The organism is Novosphingobium sp. BL-S-34 (assembly GCF_056857015.1).
Window position 1 is genome coordinate 2632443 of sequence record NZ_CM166472.1, and the last position, 17701, is coordinate 2650143.

At 67.0% G+C, this 17701-nt stretch carries 26 protein-coding genes; 16 read left to right on the top strand and 10 right to left on the bottom strand.

The features are described 5' to 3' along the window. Positions 1-13: 13 nt before the first annotated feature. The 10 genes from AC1VV3_RS12575 to AC1VV3_RS12620 all read right to left on the bottom strand — a co-directional run bounded on the left by AC1VV3_RS12575 (position 14) and on the right by AC1VV3_RS12620 (position 7379). Positions 14-1597, bottom strand: a complete 1584-nt coding sequence (locus tag AC1VV3_RS12575; RefSeq protein WP_465127996.1) for a GMC family oxidoreductase — start codon at positions 1595-1597, stop codon at positions 14-16. Positions 1598-2058: 461 nt separating this feature from the next. Further along, complete coding sequence (locus tag AC1VV3_RS12580; protein WP_314464015.1) at positions 2059-2352, bottom strand: hypothetical protein; 294 nt, start codon at positions 2350-2352, stop codon at positions 2059-2061. A 117-nt stretch (positions 2353-2469) separates the two neighbouring features. Continuing rightward, positions 2470-2676, bottom strand: coding sequence for a hypothetical protein (locus AC1VV3_RS12585; RefSeq protein ID WP_442044813.1), 207 nt, complete (start codon positions 2674-2676; stop codon positions 2470-2472). A gap of 113 nt (positions 2677-2789) precedes the next feature. Next, positions 2790-3218 (bottom strand): DUF1810 domain-containing protein, encoded by a 429-nt coding sequence (locus tag AC1VV3_RS12590; RefSeq protein WP_465127997.1) that lies wholly within the window; start codon positions 3216-3218, stop codon positions 2790-2792. A gap of 3 nt (positions 3219-3221) precedes the next feature. Further along, positions 3222-3491, bottom strand: coding sequence for a hypothetical protein (locus AC1VV3_RS12595; RefSeq protein WP_134093996.1), 270 nt, complete (start codon positions 3489-3491; stop codon positions 3222-3224). 156 nt (positions 3492-3647) lie between these two features. Next, a complete protein-coding gene (gene dapD / locus AC1VV3_RS12600; protein WP_465127998.1) occupies positions 3648-4484 on the bottom strand; it encodes a 2,3,4,5-tetrahydropyridine-2,6-dicarboxylate N-succinyltransferase in 837 nt (278 codons plus the stop codon). Between the two features lie 142 nt (positions 4485-4626). Further along, positions 4627-5442 (bottom strand): hypothetical protein, encoded by an 816-nt coding sequence (locus AC1VV3_RS12605; protein WP_465127999.1) that lies wholly within the window; start codon positions 5440-5442, stop codon positions 4627-4629. Positions 5443-5616: 174 nt separating this feature from the next. Beyond that, complete coding sequence (gene gmk, locus AC1VV3_RS12610) at positions 5617-6270, bottom strand: guanylate kinase (RefSeq protein ID WP_132268493.1); 654 nt, start codon at positions 6268-6270, stop codon at positions 5617-5619. A gap of 94 nt (positions 6271-6364) precedes the next feature. Next, positions 6365-6844, bottom strand: a complete 480-nt coding sequence (locus AC1VV3_RS12615) for a hypothetical protein (RefSeq protein ID WP_465128000.1) — start codon at positions 6842-6844, stop codon at positions 6365-6367. A 34-nt stretch (positions 6845-6878) separates the two neighbouring features. After that, entirely contained in the window at positions 6879-7379 is a 501-nt protein-coding gene (locus AC1VV3_RS12620) for an SspB family protein (RefSeq protein WP_132268771.1), read from the bottom strand. Between the two features lie 201 nt (positions 7380-7580). On the opposite strand from AC1VV3_RS12620, the gene hisB reads away from it, so the two are divergent. From hisB to AC1VV3_RS12700, 16 genes are all read left to right on the top strand, one after another. Then, positions 7581-8183, top strand: coding sequence for an imidazoleglycerol-phosphate dehydratase HisB (gene hisB, locus AC1VV3_RS12625; protein ID WP_132268497.1), 603 nt, complete (start codon positions 7581-7583; stop codon positions 8181-8183). Then, positions 8183-8476: a YciI family protein gene (locus AC1VV3_RS12630; protein ID WP_132268499.1), complete on the top strand. Its 294-nt coding sequence runs from the start codon at positions 8183-8185 to the stop codon at positions 8474-8476. Before hisB ends, AC1VV3_RS12630 begins: the two co-directional genes overlap by 1 nt. Beyond that, positions 8473-9111: an imidazole glycerol phosphate synthase subunit HisH gene (gene hisH, locus AC1VV3_RS12635; RefSeq protein WP_134094000.1), complete on the top strand. Its 639-nt coding sequence runs from the start codon at positions 8473-8475 to the stop codon at positions 9109-9111. Before AC1VV3_RS12630 ends, hisH begins: the two co-directional genes overlap by 4 nt. Before the next feature lies 1 nt (position 9112). Continuing rightward, positions 9113-9841 carry a 1-(5-phosphoribosyl)-5-[(5-phosphoribosylamino)methylideneamino]imidazole-4-carboxamide isomerase gene (gene hisA / locus AC1VV3_RS12640; RefSeq protein WP_132268503.1) on the top strand — a complete coding sequence of 243 codons (729 nt, stop codon included), beginning with the start codon at positions 9113-9115 and terminating at the stop codon, positions 9839-9841. After that, positions 9838-10083 (top strand): hypothetical protein, encoded by a 246-nt coding sequence (locus AC1VV3_RS12645; RefSeq protein WP_132268505.1) that lies wholly within the window; start codon positions 9838-9840, stop codon positions 10081-10083. Before hisA ends, AC1VV3_RS12645 begins: the two co-directional genes overlap by 4 nt. Before the next feature lie 4 nt (positions 10084-10087). Beyond that, complete coding sequence (gene hisF / locus AC1VV3_RS12650; RefSeq protein ID WP_314464007.1) at positions 10088-10849, top strand: imidazole glycerol phosphate synthase subunit HisF; 762 nt, start codon at positions 10088-10090, stop codon at positions 10847-10849. A 147-nt stretch (positions 10850-10996) separates the two neighbouring features. Beyond that, entirely contained in the window at positions 10997-11167 is a 171-nt protein-coding gene (locus tag AC1VV3_RS12655) for a PEP-CTERM sorting domain-containing protein (protein WP_166675222.1), read from the top strand. 63 nt (positions 11168-11230) lie between these two features. Next, positions 11231-11557, top strand: a complete 327-nt coding sequence (locus AC1VV3_RS12660) for a phosphoribosyl-ATP diphosphatase (protein ID WP_465128001.1) — start codon at positions 11231-11233, stop codon at positions 11555-11557. Positions 11558-11592: 35 nt separating this feature from the next. Beyond that, positions 11593-11970 carry a histidine triad nucleotide-binding protein gene (locus AC1VV3_RS12665; RefSeq protein ID WP_132268511.1) on the top strand — a complete coding sequence of 126 codons (378 nt, stop codon included), beginning with the start codon at positions 11593-11595 and terminating at the stop codon, positions 11968-11970. Between the two features lie 176 nt (positions 11971-12146). Next, positions 12147-12611, top strand: a complete 465-nt coding sequence (locus AC1VV3_RS12670; protein WP_132268513.1) for a YbgC/FadM family acyl-CoA thioesterase — start codon at positions 12147-12149, stop codon at positions 12609-12611. After that, positions 12608-13318: a protein TolQ gene (gene tolQ / locus AC1VV3_RS12675; RefSeq protein WP_132268514.1), complete on the top strand. Its 711-nt coding sequence runs from the start codon at positions 12608-12610 to the stop codon at positions 13316-13318. Before AC1VV3_RS12670 ends, tolQ begins: the two co-directional genes overlap by 4 nt. Beyond that, complete coding sequence (locus tag AC1VV3_RS12680; RefSeq protein ID WP_132268516.1) at positions 13318-13773, top strand: ExbD/TolR family protein; 456 nt, start codon at positions 13318-13320, stop codon at positions 13771-13773. Before tolQ ends, AC1VV3_RS12680 begins: the two co-directional genes overlap by 1 nt. A 14-nt stretch (positions 13774-13787) precedes the next feature. Beyond that, a complete protein-coding gene (locus AC1VV3_RS12685) occupies positions 13788-14747 on the top strand; it encodes a hypothetical protein (RefSeq protein WP_314463999.1) in 960 nt (319 codons plus the stop codon). Then, on the top strand, positions 14744-16159 hold the full coding sequence (tolB, locus tag AC1VV3_RS12690) for a Tol-Pal system beta propeller repeat protein TolB (RefSeq protein WP_465128002.1): 1416 nt from the start codon (positions 14744-14746) through the stop codon (positions 16157-16159). Before AC1VV3_RS12685 ends, tolB begins: the two co-directional genes overlap by 4 nt. Before the next feature lie 195 nt (positions 16160-16354). After that, complete coding sequence (gene pal, locus AC1VV3_RS12695) at positions 16355-16843, top strand: peptidoglycan-associated lipoprotein Pal (protein ID WP_132268775.1); 489 nt, start codon at positions 16355-16357, stop codon at positions 16841-16843. Positions 16844-17016: 173 nt separating this feature from the next. Continuing rightward, positions 17017-17550 (top strand): J domain-containing protein, encoded by a 534-nt coding sequence (locus AC1VV3_RS12700; RefSeq protein WP_132268522.1) that lies wholly within the window; start codon positions 17017-17019, stop codon positions 17548-17550. The last annotated feature ends 151 nt before the right edge of the window (positions 17551-17701 follow it).

The following is a 17701-nucleotide window of genomic DNA, read 5'->3' on the forward strand; positions in this document are numbered from 1 at the left end:
GGTTCTCGACGGATCACCGGCTGTCGGCAAGGATCATTTCCGCGCCTTTTTCCGCGATCATCATGGTCGGCGCATTGGTGTTGCCGGACGTGATGGTGGGCATCACCGAGGCATCGATCACGCGCAGGCCCTCCACCTCGAGAACGCGCAAGCGGGCATCGACCACGCTGCCCATCGCCGCGGTGCCGACCGGGTGGAAAATGGTGGTGCCGATCGCACCGGCTGCGCTGCGCAAGTCTTCCTCGCTCGCGCGTTCGGGGCCGGGCCGCAGTTCTTCCGGGGCATAGCGGGCGAGGGCGGGCCGGGCGACGATCTCGCGCGTGAGGCGGATCGACTGGGCCGCGACGGCACGGTCCTCCTCGGCAGAGAGATAGTTCGGGCGTATGCTCGGCGCGGCGGCGGGATCGCGGCCGGTCACATGCGTGCTGCCGCGACTTTCCGGCCGCAAGTTGCAGACGCTGGCGGTGAAGGCCGGGAAGGGATCGAGCGCGCCGCCGAAGGCTTCAAGGCTGAGCGGCTGTACGTGGTATTCCAGGTTCGGCGTGGCATAGCGCGCGTGGCTGCGGGTGAAGACGCCAAGCTGGCTCGGCGCCATGGCCATCGGACCGCTGCGGCTGAGCGCATATTCCAGGCCGATCAGCGCCTTGCCCATCAGATTGGCAGCGCGCTGGTTGAGCGTGGACACCCCCGTCACCCGCCAGGCGCAGCGCAGTTGCAGGTGATCCTGCAGGTTCTCCCCCACTTGCGGCAAGTGGCGCAGGGCGGGGATGCCATGGCCGGAAAGCCGGTCTCCATCGCCGATGCCGCTGCGTTCGAGGATCGCCGGCGAACCGATGGCGCCCGCCGAAAGCACGACTTCGCCGCGCGCGCGAGCGGTTCTGGGCTGGCCGCCCACCGTATAGGCGACGCCGACGGCGCGGCCGTCCTCGATCAATACGCGCTCGACGCTGGCACCGGTCTCTACCTTGAGGTTGGCGCGGCTTCTTACCGGCTTGAGAAAGGCATCCGATGCGCTCCAGCGCCAACCCCGGCGCTGCGTGACCTGGAAGAAGCTGGATCCTTCGTTGTCGCCCCGGTTGAAATCGGTGACCGCGGGGATGCCCTGCTGGCTGCAGGCCTCGCGAAAGGCTTCGAGGATGTCCCAGCGCAGCCGCTGCTTCTCCACGCGGATTTCGCCGCCGCTGCCGTGAAACGCGCTGGGGCCTTCGTAATGATCTTCGGCGCGGGTGAAGTAGGGAAGGACCTCGTCCCAGCTCCAGCCTTCGTGACCCGCCTGCCGCCACTGGTCGTAGTCGGCGGCCTGGCCGCGCATATAGATCATGCCGTTGATCGAGGAACTGCCGCCCAGCACCCGGCCGCGCGGATACTTCAGACTGCGGCCGCCCAGCCCGACCTCGGCCTCGGTGGACAGGCACCAGTCGGTGCGGGGATTGCCGATGCAGTAGAGATAGCCGACGGGGACGCGAATCCAGAGGTAGTCGTCCTTGCCGCCCGCTTCCAGCAGCAGCACCCGGCGGCGCGGGTCCGCGCTCAGCCGATTGGCAAGGACACAGCCCGCGCTTCCACCGCCGACGACGATGTAATCGAATTCTCCCATCACCAAGGGCTAGGCCGCGATTTCCCCGCGATCAAGCATTCCGCGAATCGCGCCGTAAACCCGCTCCGGCGATGCTGGAAAGGATGCGCCCGGCAGGGTTTCCGAAGCGTGTCGTTAAATTTCTGCAACGGACTGTCTTCCGTTCGGGACATGGCGAATACACCCGCCACCGAGACGGAGTATTCGGACGAGTAGAGGATGACGCGAAGGCGCCGTCCATACGAGGGCCGTCGGTGCAAGGGATCGATTGTTCGTCGGGGGGCGAGAGATCGATCCGGGGCGGGAGCGCAGCATGAACCCATGCCGCGCTCGGGACACGCTTCCATCGGCGGCTCATTTTTTCACGCACATCTTCGGCGATGTCCGGTTTCGGGTCGATTTTCGGGCGAGTTTCTGGCCGCATTCCACAGCCCGCAGCGGGGTTCAGGGCGCCTCCAGATGGAAGCGCCCCACGTCACGCTTCAGGGTGAAGATTGCGCCGGGGCTTGCTGCTGGGCGCCCGCGGGCGCGAGATGATCGGGATTGGGGCGGCTCCAGACGCCGATCGACAGCCAGAGAATGACGATGGCGATGGCGAACACGCCGAAGATTGCTGCCAGGATATGCGGAAGGATCGGCAAGGCGGCATCGCCGCCGCGCCGCAGGTCACCTTCCTGAGCATGTATCGTTGTGGAATGCGTCGTAGTGGAAAGGCCCGTCCGCGCGGGATGGGATTCGGCCTTGTCGGCCCCTGCCGCAAAAGCTGTGTCCTGCATTCCTGTCTTCCTCTCCATGAGGATCCTGCGCCGCCACAAGGCAACGTCGGTCCTTCTCGTTTCTCCCGAGCACAGATCAGGACAAGTCGGCCCGTCAGGCAAGCAAATTCGGCAGGGTCAGTTGCCGAGTGCGTGCTCCTCGGCGGTCACGGGATGTCCCTGGGACGGCGGCTGGTCCCACCAGGCGCGCGAAATCCAGATCGCGGACATCGCCAGAATCGCCAGAATGAGGCTGGCCAGCAGTACATAGCGGACGATATGCGGCGTGCTGCCCGAACGGGCTTCGTCTTCATCCAGATGAACTTCATCACCGACGCGTTGCATCTCGGCTCTCCCGTGGCCCGACAGCTTTGGGAGCGGCTCTGCGGCCGCCGTGCAATAAGGGCCAACAGGGGAAACGCGCTGGCGGTGAATCGGGTTCCCGAACGAGCGAAGCGCTAGGGATCCGGCGCGGTGCCGAGGAACTGGAGTGTCCGTTCGTCCCGCTCGCCCTGGAAGAACCCATCGAGCGCGCGGCCGAAACGCGCTTCGCCGCCGGCCGCTTCGAACAGCGTCATGGCGCTGCGAAACTTCATGGCATCGAGAGCGCCCAGGATCTCGGCCGCGCTGCGTTTGCCGAGCCATTCCAGCATGATCTCGGTGCATTCATCGAGACGGGCACCGAGAATCGGATGGGCCAGATAGGCGCGGGCCTCGCTCAGGTCTGAAATGGCGTAGAACTGCGAGGTTTCGCTTTGTCCCAGGCCGGCCACTTGCGGGAAGATGTACCAGATCCAGTGGCTGCGCTTGCTGCCGTGTTCCAGCTCCGCGACCACGCGGGCATAGTCGCGGGACTGGGCCTCGACGAAGCGCGCCAGCCCCGCCACGGGTCAGCTTCCGGTCTTGCCTGCGGCCGGCTCGGGGCTCTGGACGCCGGGTTGGGACTGGGGATCGACATCGCCCCGCTGCACGGCCTCGCGGGTGTCGGCGGCGCCGCCGGTATCGTCCGGGGCCTTGACCGCGCCGAAGATCCAGATCGCGGACATGGCGGCAATGGCCAGGACCAGGCTGACAAGCAGGACGTAGCGGACGACATTGGGCGTCGCGCCGGCACGGGCTTCGGTCTTTTCGACGTGAACTTCCTCGCCGCGGGTATCCATGGGCATCTCCCGGTTTCCGGCCCGATCTTCGATCGCTTCAGGCCGATGTTCCAGGGATCAACGCCCCATCGCCCCTGCCGTTCCGAGGGAGCTAGATACAGAAAGGGGCCGGACGCGCTGGCATCCGGCCCCTTCCAGACAGGATCGGTGCGGCGATCAGTCGCGCAGCAGCTCGTTGATGCCGGTCTTCGAGCGAGTCTGCGCGTCCACGGTCTTGACGATCACGGCGCAGTAGAGCGACGGGCCGGGGGTGCCGTCGGGCAGCGGCTTGCCGGGCAGCGAGCCGGGGACCACCACCGAGTAGGGCGGAACCTTGCCGATGTGGACTTCGCCGGTTGCGCGGTCGACGATCTTGGTCGACGCGCCCAGGAACACGCCCATCGAGATCACCGCGCCTTCGCCGACGACGACGCCTTCGGCCACTTCCGAACGGGCGCCGATGAAGCAGTTGTCCTCGATGATGACCGGGCCGGCCTGCAGTGGCTCAAGCACGCCGCCGATGCCGACGCCGCCCGAGATGTGGACGTTCTTGCCGATCTGCGCGCAGGAGCCGACGGTGGCCCAGGTGTCGACCATGGTGCCTTCGCCCACATAGGCGCCGATGTTCACGAAGCTGGGCATCAGCACCACGTTCTTCGAGATGAAGGTGCCGCGACGGGCGACGGCGCCCGGGACGACGCGGAAGCCGGCCTTGCGGAAGTCTTCGTCGGCCCAGCCTTCGAACTTCACGGGCACCTTGTCGAAGGCGGGCGCGCCGCCGGCGCCGTGAGCGACGGGGGCGTTGTCGTTCAGGCGGAACGAGAGGAGCACGGCCTTCTTCAGCCACTGGTTGACCTTCCAGCCACCCTGGCCGTCCGGTTCGGCGACGCGGGCCGTGCCCGATTCGATCAGGCCGAGGGCTTCGTCCACCAGCTTGCGCACGTCGGCGCTGGCGGGGGTGACGGTGTCGCGCGCATCCCAGGCGGCTTCGATCGCGGTTTCGAGTTCGGACATGTTCGCGTCTCCGGAAAGGTCGTTCAGATTTTCTGTTCCGGGCGCGCGTAGAGCCTGCGGTGGGCGAGGACAAGTAAGAAGGGAGCGCGGGACATAAGGCCGGCGCTCTCCGGCCGGGCGGGCGGCGGGGTCGGGCTCCGCCTCAGCGGACCGGCGAAAGCTGGGCGGAATCGATGTGCCAGCGCAGTTGTCCGGGCGTGGCCCCGTCCACACCGTTGACGCGGCGCAGGACGTACTTGCCGCGGAACCGCTGGCTCGATCCGTCGTCCAGAGTCGCGTCCACCGTGACGGGCACCGTCTGGTAGACCGAGCCGGCCCCGGCGTCGCCAGGCTCCATCGCGCCGATGGCGACATGGGTGGCGCGGGTATGGGCGAAGCCGGCCGTGAACTGCGCCATCGTCTGGCGCGGCGGGCCGTCGTCGCCCCACTGCTGCCAGGCCGTCCCGAAGTCGCGGGCATTGAGCGCGGAGTAATAGCGTTCCACCACCGCGGCGGCGGCTTCCTTGCTCTTGGGCGCGGGGCGGCATCCCGGCATGGGATCTCCCTTCGAATCGAACAAGGCGCAGCTGCGGGCGATCTCGTCCTCGATCATCGCGCAGCTGTTGGCGACATTGCAGGGGGGGCGTGTGGCCGGGGAGACGTTGCGGCACAGATCCGCGCGGCGCTGGGCGGCAGTGGCGCCCAGTTCCTCCGCGCAGGAGAGCGGGCCGGAGCGCTGGGCCGCGCCGTTTTCCGCCGGCGCGGTGGGCGATCCAGCAGGCGAGGCCGATGGGGATGCCGAGGTCGGGGCCGAGCTGCTTGCGGGGCCTTGCGGGTCCGAAGCGACCGCTTGCGAGCGTGTCTCCGAAGCCGGCTGCCGATCGGGCGCGGCGTTGCAGGCACCCAGCATGAGCAGGCCCGCCAGGGGCAGGCCCGACAGGCTGAGCGACCGGATCGCGGACTTTCGTGGCGGCATCATCGCTCTCTCCCGTGGCGCGCCCGAGCAGGGCCAGTCCCACATCTACGCGCCAGACGCCCGCAGGTGCCCGAACGAACGGGAAAAAATGCCGGACCGCCTGCTGGGCAGGGCGCGGAGAGGCAGCAGCGCGACGCGCGGCTGCCCGTCACCCTCGCTGCTTTCCCGATACCGCGATCAGGGCGTCATCAGCTCGCGGACGAAGCCGATCAGGCCGGTCTGGCGCGCGCGGCGCATGCGTTCCGCGGCGAGGATCTTCTTCACTTTCTCGAAGCAGGCTTCGATATCGTCGTTGACGACGACATAGTCGTAGCCATCCCAGTGGCTGATTTCCGAGCGTGCGCGTTCCATGCGGGCGGCGATCACGTCCATCGAATCGGTGCCCCTGCCGGTAAGGCGGCGGCGCAGTTCGTCGATGCTCGGTGGCAGCAGGAACACGCGCACGACGTCGCGCTCCAGCTTCTGGTAGAGCTGCTGCGTGCCCTGCCAGTCGATGTCGAACAGATAGTCCTGCCCGTCCTTCAGCCCGGCTTTCACCTGGGCCTTGGGCGTGCCGTAGCTGTGGCCGAAGACATGCGCCCATTCGAGGAACTCGCCTTCGTCCACCATGCGGTCGAACTCGGCCTGGCTGACGAAGAAGTAGTCCTTGCCGTCCACCTCACCCGGGCGGGGCTTGCGGGTGGTGCAGGACACCGAGTTGCAGATGTGCGAATCGTGCTCAAGCAGCATGCGCGAGATCGTCGTCTTGCCGGCGCCGGAAGGCGAGGACATGATGAGCATGAGGCCGCGCCGGGCGAGCGTGTCGGCGGGATTGTCCGGAGAATTGACCATGTGCCCCGATGCCGCCGCCGGGCGCGCAAATCAAGGGGTGAGGTGAAGGCAGAGGATCGCGGAGCGAGCGGAGAGCCCTTCGCCCCGGATCGGGTCACTTCAGAATGTCGGGCACCAGGCCGGTTTCGTCTTCGCCGTCCTCGGCCATGTCCTGGATCTCGGCTTCGCCCTTGACGCTGGCCTTGCGGGCGCGGCTGCGGTCGTAGAGCGTCTTGGCCGCCAGTCCGCCGATCACCAGCGCCGCGCCGGGCGCGGAGCCCAGGGCCACGCGGGCAATGGCGGTATGGAGCATGGACTGAGTGAAGGAACGGCCGCGCAGGATCTGCTTGGCCTTTTCCGGGGTGTAGCGCTTGCCCAGCAGTGCGTGCTCGACCGCCCGGCGCGCGAAGAAAGTGCCGCTGCGCAGGGCGATGTCGGCAATGGCCAGGTTGGTGGCCGTGCTGGGGCTGGGCCCCCGCAAGGTGTTGGCGCGGGCGCGGGCCTTGGCGGCCGTGTTCTTGACCGCCGCTCCGGCCTTGCTCACGCCGCTGCCGACGCTTTTGCCGACTTTCTTCGGAACCGAGGTGACGCCCATGGACCTTGCTTTCCCGGGCCTTCTCCTGCCCGCCTTACTTCTTCTTGCCGAAATCGACCGAAACGACGTTCGATCCATCCTCGCTGGGAGTAATGCGCGAAGCAACGTCGCGTTCCGAATCGTTCTCGGGCGCGGAAAGCTCGTCTTCCTCGTCGTCGTCGGACATGGCCTGGAACTGCAGGCCGAAATCGACGGCCGGATCCACGAAAGCGGTGATCGCGGCGAAAGGGATCACCAGCTTGGACGGGAGCTGGTTGAAGCTAAGGCTGACGGTGAAGCCGTCTTCGCGCACCGCCAGGTCCCAGAACTTGTTCTGGAGGACGATGGTCATTTCGTCCGGGAACCGCGCCCGCAGCTCGGCAGGGATCGAGACCCCCGGCGCTCCGGTCTTGAAGGTGATATAGAAGTGGTGCGTACCCGGCAGCATGCCATTGCTGGCTTCCACCTGGCCTAGCACCCGGCCCACAACGGCGCGCAGGGCCTCCTGCACGATCTCGTCGTAGGGGATCAGGCTGTCTTGTGGCGTATCGTTCATCGCGCCCTTGGTGCTCATGCTTCCGGTGCCGGTCAAGCGTGTTCAAGCGTAAAATAACACGTTCCGACGGGTTTTCCCTAGGTCGTTTGTGCCGGGCGTGAAAATTCGCCGCGACCAAAGATTACCTGAGAAACGCTTTTCGCGCACACTTGGTGCCGGGCGGAATTGATTCCCTGACATAGCGGGCTATAGGCCCTTGGCATGCGCACTGCCTCGATCACCCGCAAGACTCACGAGACCGACATCGCCGTGGAGGTCAACCTCGACGGCACCGGGGCCTATCAGGTTTCCACCGGAATCGGCTTCCTCGACCATATGATCGAGCAGTTCAGCCGCCATTCGCTGATCGACATCGCCTGCCGCATCAAGGGCGATCTCCATGTGGACCAGCACCACACCACCGAAGACAGCGCCATCGCCATCGGCCAGGCCATCAGCCAGGCCCTGGGCGACCGCGCGGGCATCGGCCGCTACGGTGACGTTCATTCGCCCATGGACGAGGCCCTGAGCCGCGTTTCTCTGGATATTTCGGGCCGCCCCTACCTGGTCTGGAAGGCCGGCTTCACGCAGGACAAGCTGGGCGAGTTCGATACCGAGATGGTCGAGCACTGGTTCCACTCGATCGCGCAGGCCGTGGGCATCACCCTGCACATCGAACTCCTCTACGGTTCCAACAACCACCACATCTGCGAAGGCATCTTCAAGGGCTTCGCGCGCGCGATGCGCACCGCGGTGGAACTCGACCCGCGCAAGGGCGGGGCGATTCCTTCCACCAAGGGCATTCTCGGACAGGACACGCTCTGATGGCCAGCTTCATCATCTCGCTTCGCTACACCGCCCCCGTCGAGGAAGTGGACGGCCTGCTGGCCGATCATGTCGCCTGGCTGCGCGCGAATCATGCGGCGGGCCATTTCCTCGGCTGGGGCCGCAAGGTCCCGCGTGACGGCGGGCTCATCCTGGCGAAGGGCAGCAATCGCAACGAGGTGGAAATCCTCGCCGCCGCCGATCCGTTCGTGGCGGGCGGCGTGGCCGAGTTCGAAGTGATCGAATGGGCGCACGGCTTCCTTGACGACAGCGTCGCCGGGCTCGCCGGATGACGGCAGGCCGCCCGATCCTGGCGCTGATCGACTACGGCGCGGGCAATCTGCACTCGGTGGCCAATGCCCTGCGCGCGGCCGGGGCCGAAGACGTCGCGATCACGGCCAATCCGGACGTGGTGCGCGCGGCGGACCGTATCGTCCTGCCCGGTGTCGGCTCCTTCCGCGCCTGTGCCGAGGGTCTCTGGGGCATTCGCGGCATGGTGGAGGCGATGACCGAGCGCGTCCATGTCGGCGGGGCGCCGTTCCTTGGCATATGCGTGGGCATGCAGCTGCTGGCCACGCGCGGGCTGGAACACGGGGTGACGCGCGGGCTCGACTGGATCGGCGGCCAGGTCCAGCGCATCGAGCGTACCGACCCTGCGATCAAGATCCCGCACATGGGCTGGAACGACGTTTCGCTCGGCCGCAAGGACCCGGCACAGGGCCTGATCGAGCCGGGCGAGGCCTATTTCCTGCATTCCTACCACTTCCAGCCCGACGACGGCGCGCATGTGGCGGCCATGACCGACCATGGCGGCGGCCTGGTCGCGGCCGTGGCGAAGGACAATATCGTGGGCGTGCAGTTCCACCCCGAAAAGAGCCAGGCCTACGGCCTCGCGCTGCTTTCCCGTTTCCTCGAATGGAAGCCCTGAGATGATCGTTTTCCCCGCCATCGACCTCAAGCAGGGCCAGGTCGTGCGCCTTGCCGAAGGCGACATGGACCGCGCCACCGTCTATGGCGACAATCCCGCCGCGCAGGCCATGCTGTTTGCCGAAGCGGGCTCGCAATATCTCCACGTCGTCGATCTCGACGGCTCTTTCGCGGGCCGGGCGGAGAACCGCGAGGCGGTGGAAGCGATCCTCGAAGCGTTCCCCGGCCATGTCCAGCTCGGCGGCGGCATTCGCACGCGCGAGGCGGTGGCCGGCTGGTTCGACCTGGGCGTTTCGCGCATCGTCATGGGCACGGCCGCGCTGAAGGACCCGCAGTTCGTCAAGGACATGGCGCGCGAATATCCCGGCGGCATCGTCGTGGCCGTGGACGCGCGCGACGGCATGGTCGCGACCGAGGGCTGGGCGGAAGTCTCCGACGTCTCGATCGTGGACATGGCCCGACGCTTCGAGGATGCGGGCGTCGCCAGCCTGCTCTTCACTGACATTGGCCGCGATGGCCTGCTCAAGGGCTGCAACATCGACGCCACCGTCGATCTCGCCCGCCGCACCGACATGCCGGTGATCGCCAGCGGCGGCGTGAAGGGCCTCGACGACATTCGCCTGCTGGCGCTCCATGCCGGTGACGGCATCGAAGGCGTGATAACCGGCCGCGCGCTTTACGACGGGCGCCTGGACCTGGCCGCCGCGATCGCCATGGCGGAGAAGGCGTGAACGAGAACCGCCTCGTCGCGGTCCTGGCGCTGGCCATCTTCGTGCCCGGCGCGCTCTATGCCCTGCGCGATTATCGCGAAGGCCGCGCGCGCCTGATGCTGTTCAGCCGGGCGCGGTCGAAAGTGGAAACCTCGCTTCAGGAGAATCCGCGCAAGTTCTGGGGCTACACCGCGTTCAACCTCGCCGTGTGCCTGACCGTGGGCGTGTTCTGCGTGCTGCTGTTCTTCAAGCCGGTGGAGTGATCCCATGACCGTCCGCATCCGCGTCATTCCCTGCCTCGACGTTGCCAACGGGCGCGTGGTCAAGGGCGTGAACTTCGTCGATCTCGTCGATGCCGGCGATCCCGTGGAACAGGCGCGCGCCTACGACGCCGCCGGGGCCGACGAATTGTGCTTCCTCGATATTTCCGCCAGCCACGAAGGGCGCGGCACCCTGCTCGACGTGGTGCAGCGCACGGCCGAAGTCTGCTTCATGCCGCTCACCGTCGGCGGCGGCGTGCGCACGGCCGAAGATGCCCGCGCCCTGTTGCTGGCCGGCGCGGACAAGGTGGCGGTCAACTCCGCCGCCGTTTCGCGGCCGGAAGTGGTGGCGGACATTGCCGAGAAGTTCGGATCGCAGTGCATCGTCGCCTCGGTGGATGCGCGCAGGGTTGCGCCCGGAAAGTGGGAGATATTCACTCACGGCGGCCGCAAGGCCACCGGGATCGACGCGCTCGAACACGCGGTGAAGCTTGCGGACTACGGTGCGGGCGAGCTGCTCGTCACCTCGATGGACGGCGATGGCACGCAGAGCGGCTACGACCTCGACCTCACCCGGCTGATCGCGGACAGCGTCTCGGTGCCGGTGATCGCCAGCGGCGGGGTGGGCAATCTCGACCATCTCGTGGCGGGCGTGACCGAGGGCAAGGCCAGTGCCGTGCTGGCGGCCTCGATCTTCCATTTCGGCAAGCACTCGATCGCGGAGGCCCATGCGGCGCTGCGCGCGGCGGGATTGCCCGCGCGCGGGTGAGGGCGGATGCCTGGGCGTCTTCCGGGACGACGGGCCGGAAATGACCCATCCGATCATGCCCCGGATCGGGACAGGCTCCGATCATCCCTTGCCGTTCCCGGCAGGCCTGCCATGGGTCCTGTCAACAGTCCCCCGCAGGAGCCCCCCGTGCCTCGCTACCGCTGCCTGCCCGCTTTTGCGGCGATGGTCCTCGTTCCCCTGCCGGCTTTCGCCGCCGACGCCACGCGCCTGCCGGAGCCGAGCGGACTGTTCCTCCTGGCCCTGGGCGTCACCGGCGTGGCGATCGGCCGCCGCTTTTCCTCCAAGCGCCCGGACTGATCGCCGCCCCGCGCATGTCGGGCCGGCCTTGACCCTGCCGCCCGCGCGTCGCATGGGCATGGCATGAGCAGCCCCGACACTCTCGCCCGCCTCGAAGCAACGATCGCCGCGCGCCGCGCCGCCGATCCCGACAGCAGCTATGTCGCCAAACTGCATGCCAAGGGGCTGGGCAAGATCGCGCAGAAGCTGGGCGAAGAGGCCACCGAAACGGTGATCGCCGCCCTGACCGAGGACGACAAGGCGCTGGTGGGCGAAGCCTCGGACCTGATTTTCCACCTCATGGTCCTGCTGGGCGCGCGCGACGTGCCTTTCGCGGCCGTGCTGGCAGAACTTGACCGCCGCAACGGCATCTCCGGCATTGCCGAGAAAGCTGCTCGCGCCGCGGACTGAATGCTCGCCCGTATTCGCATCTCCGGGAGAACCCCATGCCGATCGACCCCAAGCTGCCCTACGACGATAACAATATCTTCGCGAAGATCCTGCGCGGCGAGCTGCCTTGCGACAAAGTCTACGAAGACGAATTCGCGCTTGCTTTCAACGACATCCGCCCGCAGGCGCCGGTCCATGTGCTGGTGATCCCCAAGGCCGCTCATGTGTCCTGGGACGATTTCACCGCCAATGCCGACGATGCGGAAATCGCCGGCTTCATGCGCGCGGTCGGCCATGTGACGCGCCAGCTCGAACTCGACGAGCCGGGCTACCGCCTGATGGTGAACATGGGCACCAACGGCCACCAGGAAGTGCCGCATCTTCACGTCCACATCTTCGGCGGCCGCCAGTTCTTCCAGATGATCGCGGAGTAAGGCGCGGATCTGGAAGTCTGCACATGGTCCCGGACCCGATCCGGGGCCATGCCGACGCCAGGCAACGACAAATCCGACAATTACGACGCAATTAACCGTCCATCCGCCCGCACGCGCGGGATAAGTGCGACGAACGGATTGCGCTGCCGGTCTCGCCCGCTACACATTCCGGTGGCATGAGCAGCGACCCTCTTCCCCCCAGCGGCGTCCTCGATGGACCGACCCACCGCTATGCGCTCCGTGTGTTCTACGAGGACACCGACGCCGGCGGCGTGGTCTATCACGCCAACTATATCCGCTGGATGGAACGGGCCCGCTCCGATCTGCTCGACCTGCTCGGCATAGACCAGCGCGCCGCGCTGGAGGCCGGGGAGGGGCTCTACACCGTGGCGGAAGTGAATATCCGCTACCTCTCGCCCGCGCGCCTCGGCGACGCGGTCGTGATCGACACTCACGCGCTTCAGGTCGGAAGGGTGAGCTGCACCCTTCGGCAAGTCGTGCGGCGCGGAGAAATTCGCCTTGCCGAAGCCACGGTAAAGGTCGGGTTCATCAGTCCTGAAGGACGACCGCGCAAACAGCCCGCCGCCTGGCAACATGCTTTCGCCTCGCTCATGCAAGAGCATCCGAGAGGACTAGAATGACGTTCGAACTGCTCGCCTCTGCCGTGACCATCGGCAGTGATTCCGATCACCTCAATCCGGTAAAACTGTTCCTCCACGCCGATATCGTCGTGCAGGCGATCATGGCCGGGCTGATCCTGGCGAGCGTCTGGGTCTGGGCCATCATCATCAGCTTCATGCTGCGCATCGGCAGCCTCAACCGCAAATGCGCGGATTACGAGGAAGGCTTCTGGGAAGCCCAGAACTTCGAGGCCTACCAGAAGGAACGCCGCCGCGGCGACGTGCCGATGGGCAAAGTCGCCGGCGCGGGCCTGGCCGAATGGCGCCGCAATGCCGCCATGCCCAAGTTCGACCCCGAAGGCGCGCGCGAGCGCATCGGCCTGGCCATGACCTCCTCGGTCGGCGAGGAGAGCGACCGCATCTCCAATCGCCTGAACTTCCTGGCGACCGTGGGTTCGGTGGCGCCTTTCGTGGGCCTGTTCGGGACCGTCTGGGGCATCATGAACAGCTTCTTCCAGATCGGCCAGCAGCAGAACTCCTCGCTCGCCGTGGTTGCCCCCGGCATTTCCGAAGCGCTGTTCGCCACCGCCATCGGCCTGTTCGCGGCCATCCCGGCGGTCATCGCCTACAACCGCTTCTCGCACCGCGTGAACCTGTTCGAATCGCGCCTGCAGCGCTTCGCCGATCGCCTGCACTCCGCGCTCACGCGTGAGCTGGAGCAGCGCTGATGGGGATGGGCCTATCCGGCGGCGGCAGGCGCGGGCGCCGTAGCGGCGGCGGACGCACGCCGATGGCCGAAATCAACGTGACGCCGCTGGTCGACGTCATGCTGGTGCTGCTGATCATCTTCATGGTCACTGCGCCGCTGCTCAAGGCCGCGGTGCCGATCGAGCTGCCCGACAGCCGCGCCAAGGCCATGAACGAGGAGCAGGACCAGATCACGATCTCGGTCCAGCGCGACGGCACGATCTATTACGAGACCGAGGCACTGGCGCCCGGCGAACTGGCGGAGCGTCTCGCTTCGGTTCCGGACGGTGCCGATGGCCGCAAGCCGCAAGTCACCCTGCGCGCCGACAAGGCGCTCGACTATGGCCGGGTGATCGACGTGATGGGGGAACTCAACCACGCCGGATTCACGTCGATCTCGCTGGTGACGGGTGTCAGCAGCGGTTCAGGCGGCTGAGTTAGGCTGGCACGATGGCAATGCTGGGATTGCGCAAGGACGAAGGGCTGGGCCTTACGCTGGCTGTCGCACTGCATGTGGCGGTGCTGGCGGTGATGGTGCTGCGCCCGGCGCAGAACGAGGTGGTGAAGCCGCCTCAGCGCATCGAAGTGACACTGAGCGACCAGGTGGGCATGACGTCCACCTCGCCCGACCCCTATAGCCAGGCCGCGCCGGACATGGCGCCGGAACTGGGCGAAGCGGCCCCGCCGCCGGCTCCCGCTCCAGCCCCCGAGCCTCAGCCTCAGCCCCGTCCGGAGCCGCAGCCCGCGCCGGTGCCGCCGGCGCCCGCGCCGCGCCCGCAGCCGCCCCAACCCCGGCCTGCGCCGCGTCCCGCTCCGAAGCCTGCTCCGAAGCCCGCGCCCCCCAAGCCGGCGCCGCCGAAGCCCGCCGAAAAGCCCGCGCCGCCGAAGAAGGCTCCGGCCAAGCCCGCACCCAAGGCGCCCGCCAGCCGTGACAGCGCGATCGACCGGATCGTGGGCAAGCCCGGTTCGTCCGCGAGCAAGGCCACCACGCCGCCCAAGAAGGCAGGCGGCAGCCGCGTTGGCGCCGACTTCCTGTCGGGCGTTTCGGGTGCCACCTCGACGCAGGGCAAGGGCCAGCCGGCCGCGGCGCTCGGCCCGGCAGCGGTTTCCGCGCTCAACGGCGCGATCAGCCGCCAGCTCAAGCCCCACTGGGCGGCCCCGCAAGGCGCCGATGCGGAACTTCTGGTGACGACCGTGCGCTTCCGCCTCAACAAGGATGGCAGCCTCGACGGGGAGCCGCAGGTCCTGCGCACGACCGGCCAGAACGCGGCCAATTCGGCGCAAGTCCAGCGGCACCAGGAACAGGCGATCCGCGCCGTGAAACTTGCCGCCCCGTTCAATCTGCCGGAAGACCTCTACAACGGTTGGAAGGTCATCACGACCAACTTCGACAGAAGGCTATCGCAATGAAAAAGATCATCCACCTTGCTGCATTTGGCCTGCTGCTTTCCGGTTCCGTGGCAGCTCTCGCGCAGAGCGCCCCGCCGGCAACGCCCGTCCAGCCCGCTCCCGCGGCGCCCGGCGCGCCTGCCGCGCCTGCCGACGAGGATGGCGGCCTTCAGGTGACCGTCTCGGACGATAGCGACTGGCAGGACCTCGGCATCGCCATCACCACCTTCGCGACCGATGCCGACGTGCCCACCGGCACCAATGCCGGCTCCACCGCCGCACTCGGCCGGGCGCTGTCGCAAGTGGTCGCCGCGGATCTCAAGAACAACGGCCTGTTCAAGCCCTCGGGCCCGGACGGTCTGCCGCAGCCGGTCTATGCCCAGATCCAGACCCCGGACTTTCCGGTATGGTCGGCCCGCAGCGCCGACATGCTGGTGCAGGGCTATGTCCGCGCCGGCGCCGGTGGCCAGCTCACGGTGGGCTGCTATCTCTACGACGTGGCGCTGAAGCAGCAGCTCGTAAAGGGCGGCTGGCAGGTTCCGCCTGCGGACTGGCGCCGCGCCGCGCACAAGTGCGCCGACATGGTCTACTCGCGCCTGTCGGGCGAGAGCCCGTTCTTCGATTCCAAGATCGCCTATATCGCCGAGACCGGTCCCAAGGACCACCGCATGAAGCGCCTGGCGATCATGGATTCGGACGGCGCGAACCACCGCTACCTGACCAGCGGCCAGTCCACCGCGCTGACCCCTCGCTATTCGCCGGACTATTCGAAGATTCTCTATCTGTCCTACCTCAACGGGCAGCCGAGCATCTATGTCTACGACCTGGGCAGCAACACCCAGAAGCTGATCGCCCGCACCGGCAACCCCACGATGGCGCCGCGCTGGTCGCCTGACGGCAAGTGGGTGCTCTATTCGATGGCTTCGGGCGGCAATACCGACATCTATCGTATCTCGTCGGCCGGGGGCGGCACGCCGCAGCGCCTGACCAACACGCCGGGCATCTCGATCGGCGGGTCCTATTCGCCCGACGGCAGCCAGATCGTGTTCGAGAGCGACCGCTCGGGCAACCAGCAGATCTATGTGATGGGCGCGGATGGTTCCAACCAGCGCCGCATCAGCTTCTTCGGCGGCCGCTCGGCCACGCCCGAATGGAGCCCGCGCGGCGACCAGATCGCTTTCACCCATGTTGCCGGCAACTTGCGCATCGCCGTCATGAACCCGAACGGCGGCGGCATGCGCCACCTCACGGATTCGTGGCAGGACGAAGCGCCGACCTGGTCGCCCAACGGCCGCATCATCCAGTTCTTCCGTACCGCGAAGACGGCGGGCACGACCTCCATCTGGCAGGTCGATCTCACCGGCCGCAACGAGCGCAGGCTGCCGACCCCGGTGGGTGCCTCGGACCCGGCATGGGGCCCCGTTCGCCCCTGATTACCCTCTGAGACCAGCGCCCTGTCAGATCTGCCTGGACGACGTGCCCAAGACGGGGCGTTCGTTCAGGTTGACAGGGTAATAAATTAATCGGAACTTCAAACTACGCAGGCCATTCATAATTGGCTGCGCACGATAGGAGATTGCCTCATGCCTGCCCTCATGTACCCCCGTCATGTGAAGACCGGATCGACAATGCTCCTCCTCGCCGGGGCCCTTGCCATGTCGGCTTGCGCGTCCAAGGCGCCCAAGGAACTGCCGCCCGAGCCGGGCCCGGCCACCACCACCCAGACCACGCCGCCGCCCAGCGGCCCGCAGCCGGGCAGCCAGGCCGATTTCGTGGCCCGCATGATGGGTTCGGACACCATCTACTTCCAGCTGAACGAAGATACCGTCGATTCGGCTGACCAGGCGGCGCTGTCGAAGCAGGCCCAGTGGCTGCAGCAGTACCCGAACAAGCGCGCCACGATCGAAGGCCATGCCGACGAACGCGGCACCCGCGAATACAACCTCGCCCTGGGCGAGCGCCGCGCCAATGCGGCCAAGAACTACCTCATCAGCCTGGGCATCGACGCCTCGCGCCTGAACACCGTGAGCTACGGCAAGGAACGCCCGATCGCTCTGGGTTCGGACGAAGCCTCCTGGGCCCAGAACCGCCGCGCGGTTACCGTCACGGTAGACTGATCGCTCGGTCGCAAGATGTGAAGAAGGCCCGGTTCGCGATGGCGAGCCGGGCCTTTTGCATGAGGGATCCCCGCGATTCCCGGCTGCCGGGCCGGCTGGAACCGGAATTCCCGCATGGACCTTGAGCCTTACGCACTTGCATTGGCTTCGGGTCGGCAGGTATCGCCCTTCGAATGAGTCGCGCAGGTCGATCGATGGATTGGGGTTTCCCGCGCTGGCGCAGCTACGGCAGCTCGCGCGAGGCTGCGCAAGTGCGCCTGTGCGATCGGCATGGTTGCACCGAGCCGGGCAATTGCCCCGCTCCTAAGAGCCCGAACAGCCCGGATCGCTGGTACTTCTGTCAGAAGCATGCCGCGGAATACAACGCGGGGTGGGACTATTTCGCCGGGCTCGACGCCGAAGAGGCAGCGCGCCGGGAATCGGACGAGCGCACCGAGAGCGCGGGATTCAAGGAATCGGCGCACTATGGCTGGGGAGGCTCCGGCGACGGTTCGCGCAGCCGCGACGAATTGCGCGCGCTGGAAGCGCTGGGTCTCGACCCCGATGCGGAGTTCGATGCGGTGCGCAGGGCCTGGCGGACGAAGGCCAAGGAAGTGCACCCCGATGTGAAGCCCAACGATCCCGAGGCGGCCAAGGCGTTCCAGACCTACCAGCTGGCCTATGAAGTCCTGCGCGCGGCGGAAGAGCGCCGGGAGTGGAAGGGCTGAGCGCCGGGAAGCCGGGCGCGGCTCACGGCTGATCCCGGTCATTCGTCATTAGGACGGCCATGACCATGCGGCCCGTAAATAACATGCGGCCCATAGACAAAGAGCGCGCCTTGCGGCGCGCTCTTCGTGTTTTTGCCGTGAATGACGGGCC

What these genes read in the sequence shown, in the direction of transcription:
- AC1VV3_RS12575 (WP_465127996.1), bottom strand. Translation starts at nt 1,597, where the DNA reads ATGGGAGAATTCGATTACATCGTCGTCGGCGGTGGAAGCGCGGGCTGT.
- AC1VV3_RS12580 (WP_314464015.1), bottom strand. Translation starts at nt 2,352, where the DNA reads ATGCAGGACACAGCTTTTGCGGCAGGGGCCGACAAGGCCGAATCCCAT.
- AC1VV3_RS12585 (WP_442044813.1), bottom strand. Translation starts at nt 2,676, where the DNA reads ATGCAACGCGTCGGTGATGAAGTTCATCTGGATGAAGACGAAGCCCGT.
- AC1VV3_RS12595 (WP_134093996.1), bottom strand. Translation starts at nt 3,491, where the DNA reads ATGGATACCCGCGGCGAGGAAGTTCACGTCGAAAAGACCGAAGCCCGT.
- dapD (WP_465127998.1), bottom strand. Translation starts at nt 4,484, where the DNA reads ATGTCCGAACTCGAAACCGCGATCGAAGCCGCCTGGGATGCGCGCGAC.
- AC1VV3_RS12605 (WP_465127999.1), bottom strand. Translation starts at nt 5,442, where the DNA reads ATGATGCCGCCACGAAAGTCCGCGATCCGGTCGCTCAGCCTGTCGGGC.
- gmk (WP_132268493.1), bottom strand. Translation starts at nt 6,270, where the DNA reads ATGGTCAATTCTCCGGACAATCCCGCCGACACGCTCGCCCGGCGCGGC.
- AC1VV3_RS12615 (WP_465128000.1), bottom strand. Translation starts at nt 6,844, where the DNA reads ATGGGCGTCACCTCGGTTCCGAAGAAAGTCGGCAAAAGCGTCGGCAGC.
- AC1VV3_RS12620 (WP_132268771.1), bottom strand. Translation starts at nt 7,379, where the DNA reads ATGAACGATACGCCACAAGACAGCCTGATCCCCTACGACGAGATCGTG.
- hisB (WP_132268497.1), top strand. Translation starts at nt 7,581, where the DNA reads ATGCGCACTGCCTCGATCACCCGCAAGACTCACGAGACCGACATCGCC.
- AC1VV3_RS12630 (WP_132268499.1), top strand. Translation starts at nt 8,183, where the DNA reads ATGGCCAGCTTCATCATCTCGCTTCGCTACACCGCCCCCGTCGAGGAA.
- hisH (WP_134094000.1), top strand. Translation starts at nt 8,473, where the DNA reads ATGACGGCAGGCCGCCCGATCCTGGCGCTGATCGACTACGGCGCGGGC.
- hisA (WP_132268503.1), top strand. Translation starts at nt 9,113, where the DNA reads ATGATCGTTTTCCCCGCCATCGACCTCAAGCAGGGCCAGGTCGTGCGC.
- hisF (WP_314464007.1), top strand. Translation starts at nt 10,088, where the DNA reads ATGACCGTCCGCATCCGCGTCATTCCCTGCCTCGACGTTGCCAACGGG.
- AC1VV3_RS12660 (WP_465128001.1), top strand. Translation starts at nt 11,231, where the DNA reads ATGAGCAGCCCCGACACTCTCGCCCGCCTCGAAGCAACGATCGCCGCG.
- AC1VV3_RS12665 (WP_132268511.1), top strand. Translation starts at nt 11,593, where the DNA reads ATGCCGATCGACCCCAAGCTGCCCTACGACGATAACAATATCTTCGCG.
- AC1VV3_RS12670 (WP_132268513.1), top strand. Translation starts at nt 12,147, where the DNA reads ATGAGCAGCGACCCTCTTCCCCCCAGCGGCGTCCTCGATGGACCGACC.
- tolQ (WP_132268514.1), top strand. Translation starts at nt 12,608, where the DNA reads ATGACGTTCGAACTGCTCGCCTCTGCCGTGACCATCGGCAGTGATTCC.
- AC1VV3_RS12680 (WP_132268516.1), top strand. Translation starts at nt 13,318, where the DNA reads ATGGGGATGGGCCTATCCGGCGGCGGCAGGCGCGGGCGCCGTAGCGGC.
- AC1VV3_RS12685 (WP_314463999.1), top strand. Translation starts at nt 13,788, where the DNA reads ATGGCAATGCTGGGATTGCGCAAGGACGAAGGGCTGGGCCTTACGCTG.
- tolB (WP_465128002.1), top strand. Translation starts at nt 14,744, where the DNA reads ATGAAAAAGATCATCCACCTTGCTGCATTTGGCCTGCTGCTTTCCGGT.
- pal (WP_132268775.1), top strand. Translation starts at nt 16,355, where the DNA reads ATGCTCCTCCTCGCCGGGGCCCTTGCCATGTCGGCTTGCGCGTCCAAG.
- AC1VV3_RS12700 (WP_132268522.1), top strand. Translation starts at nt 17,017, where the DNA reads ATGAGTCGCGCAGGTCGATCGATGGATTGGGGTTTCCCGCGCTGGCGC.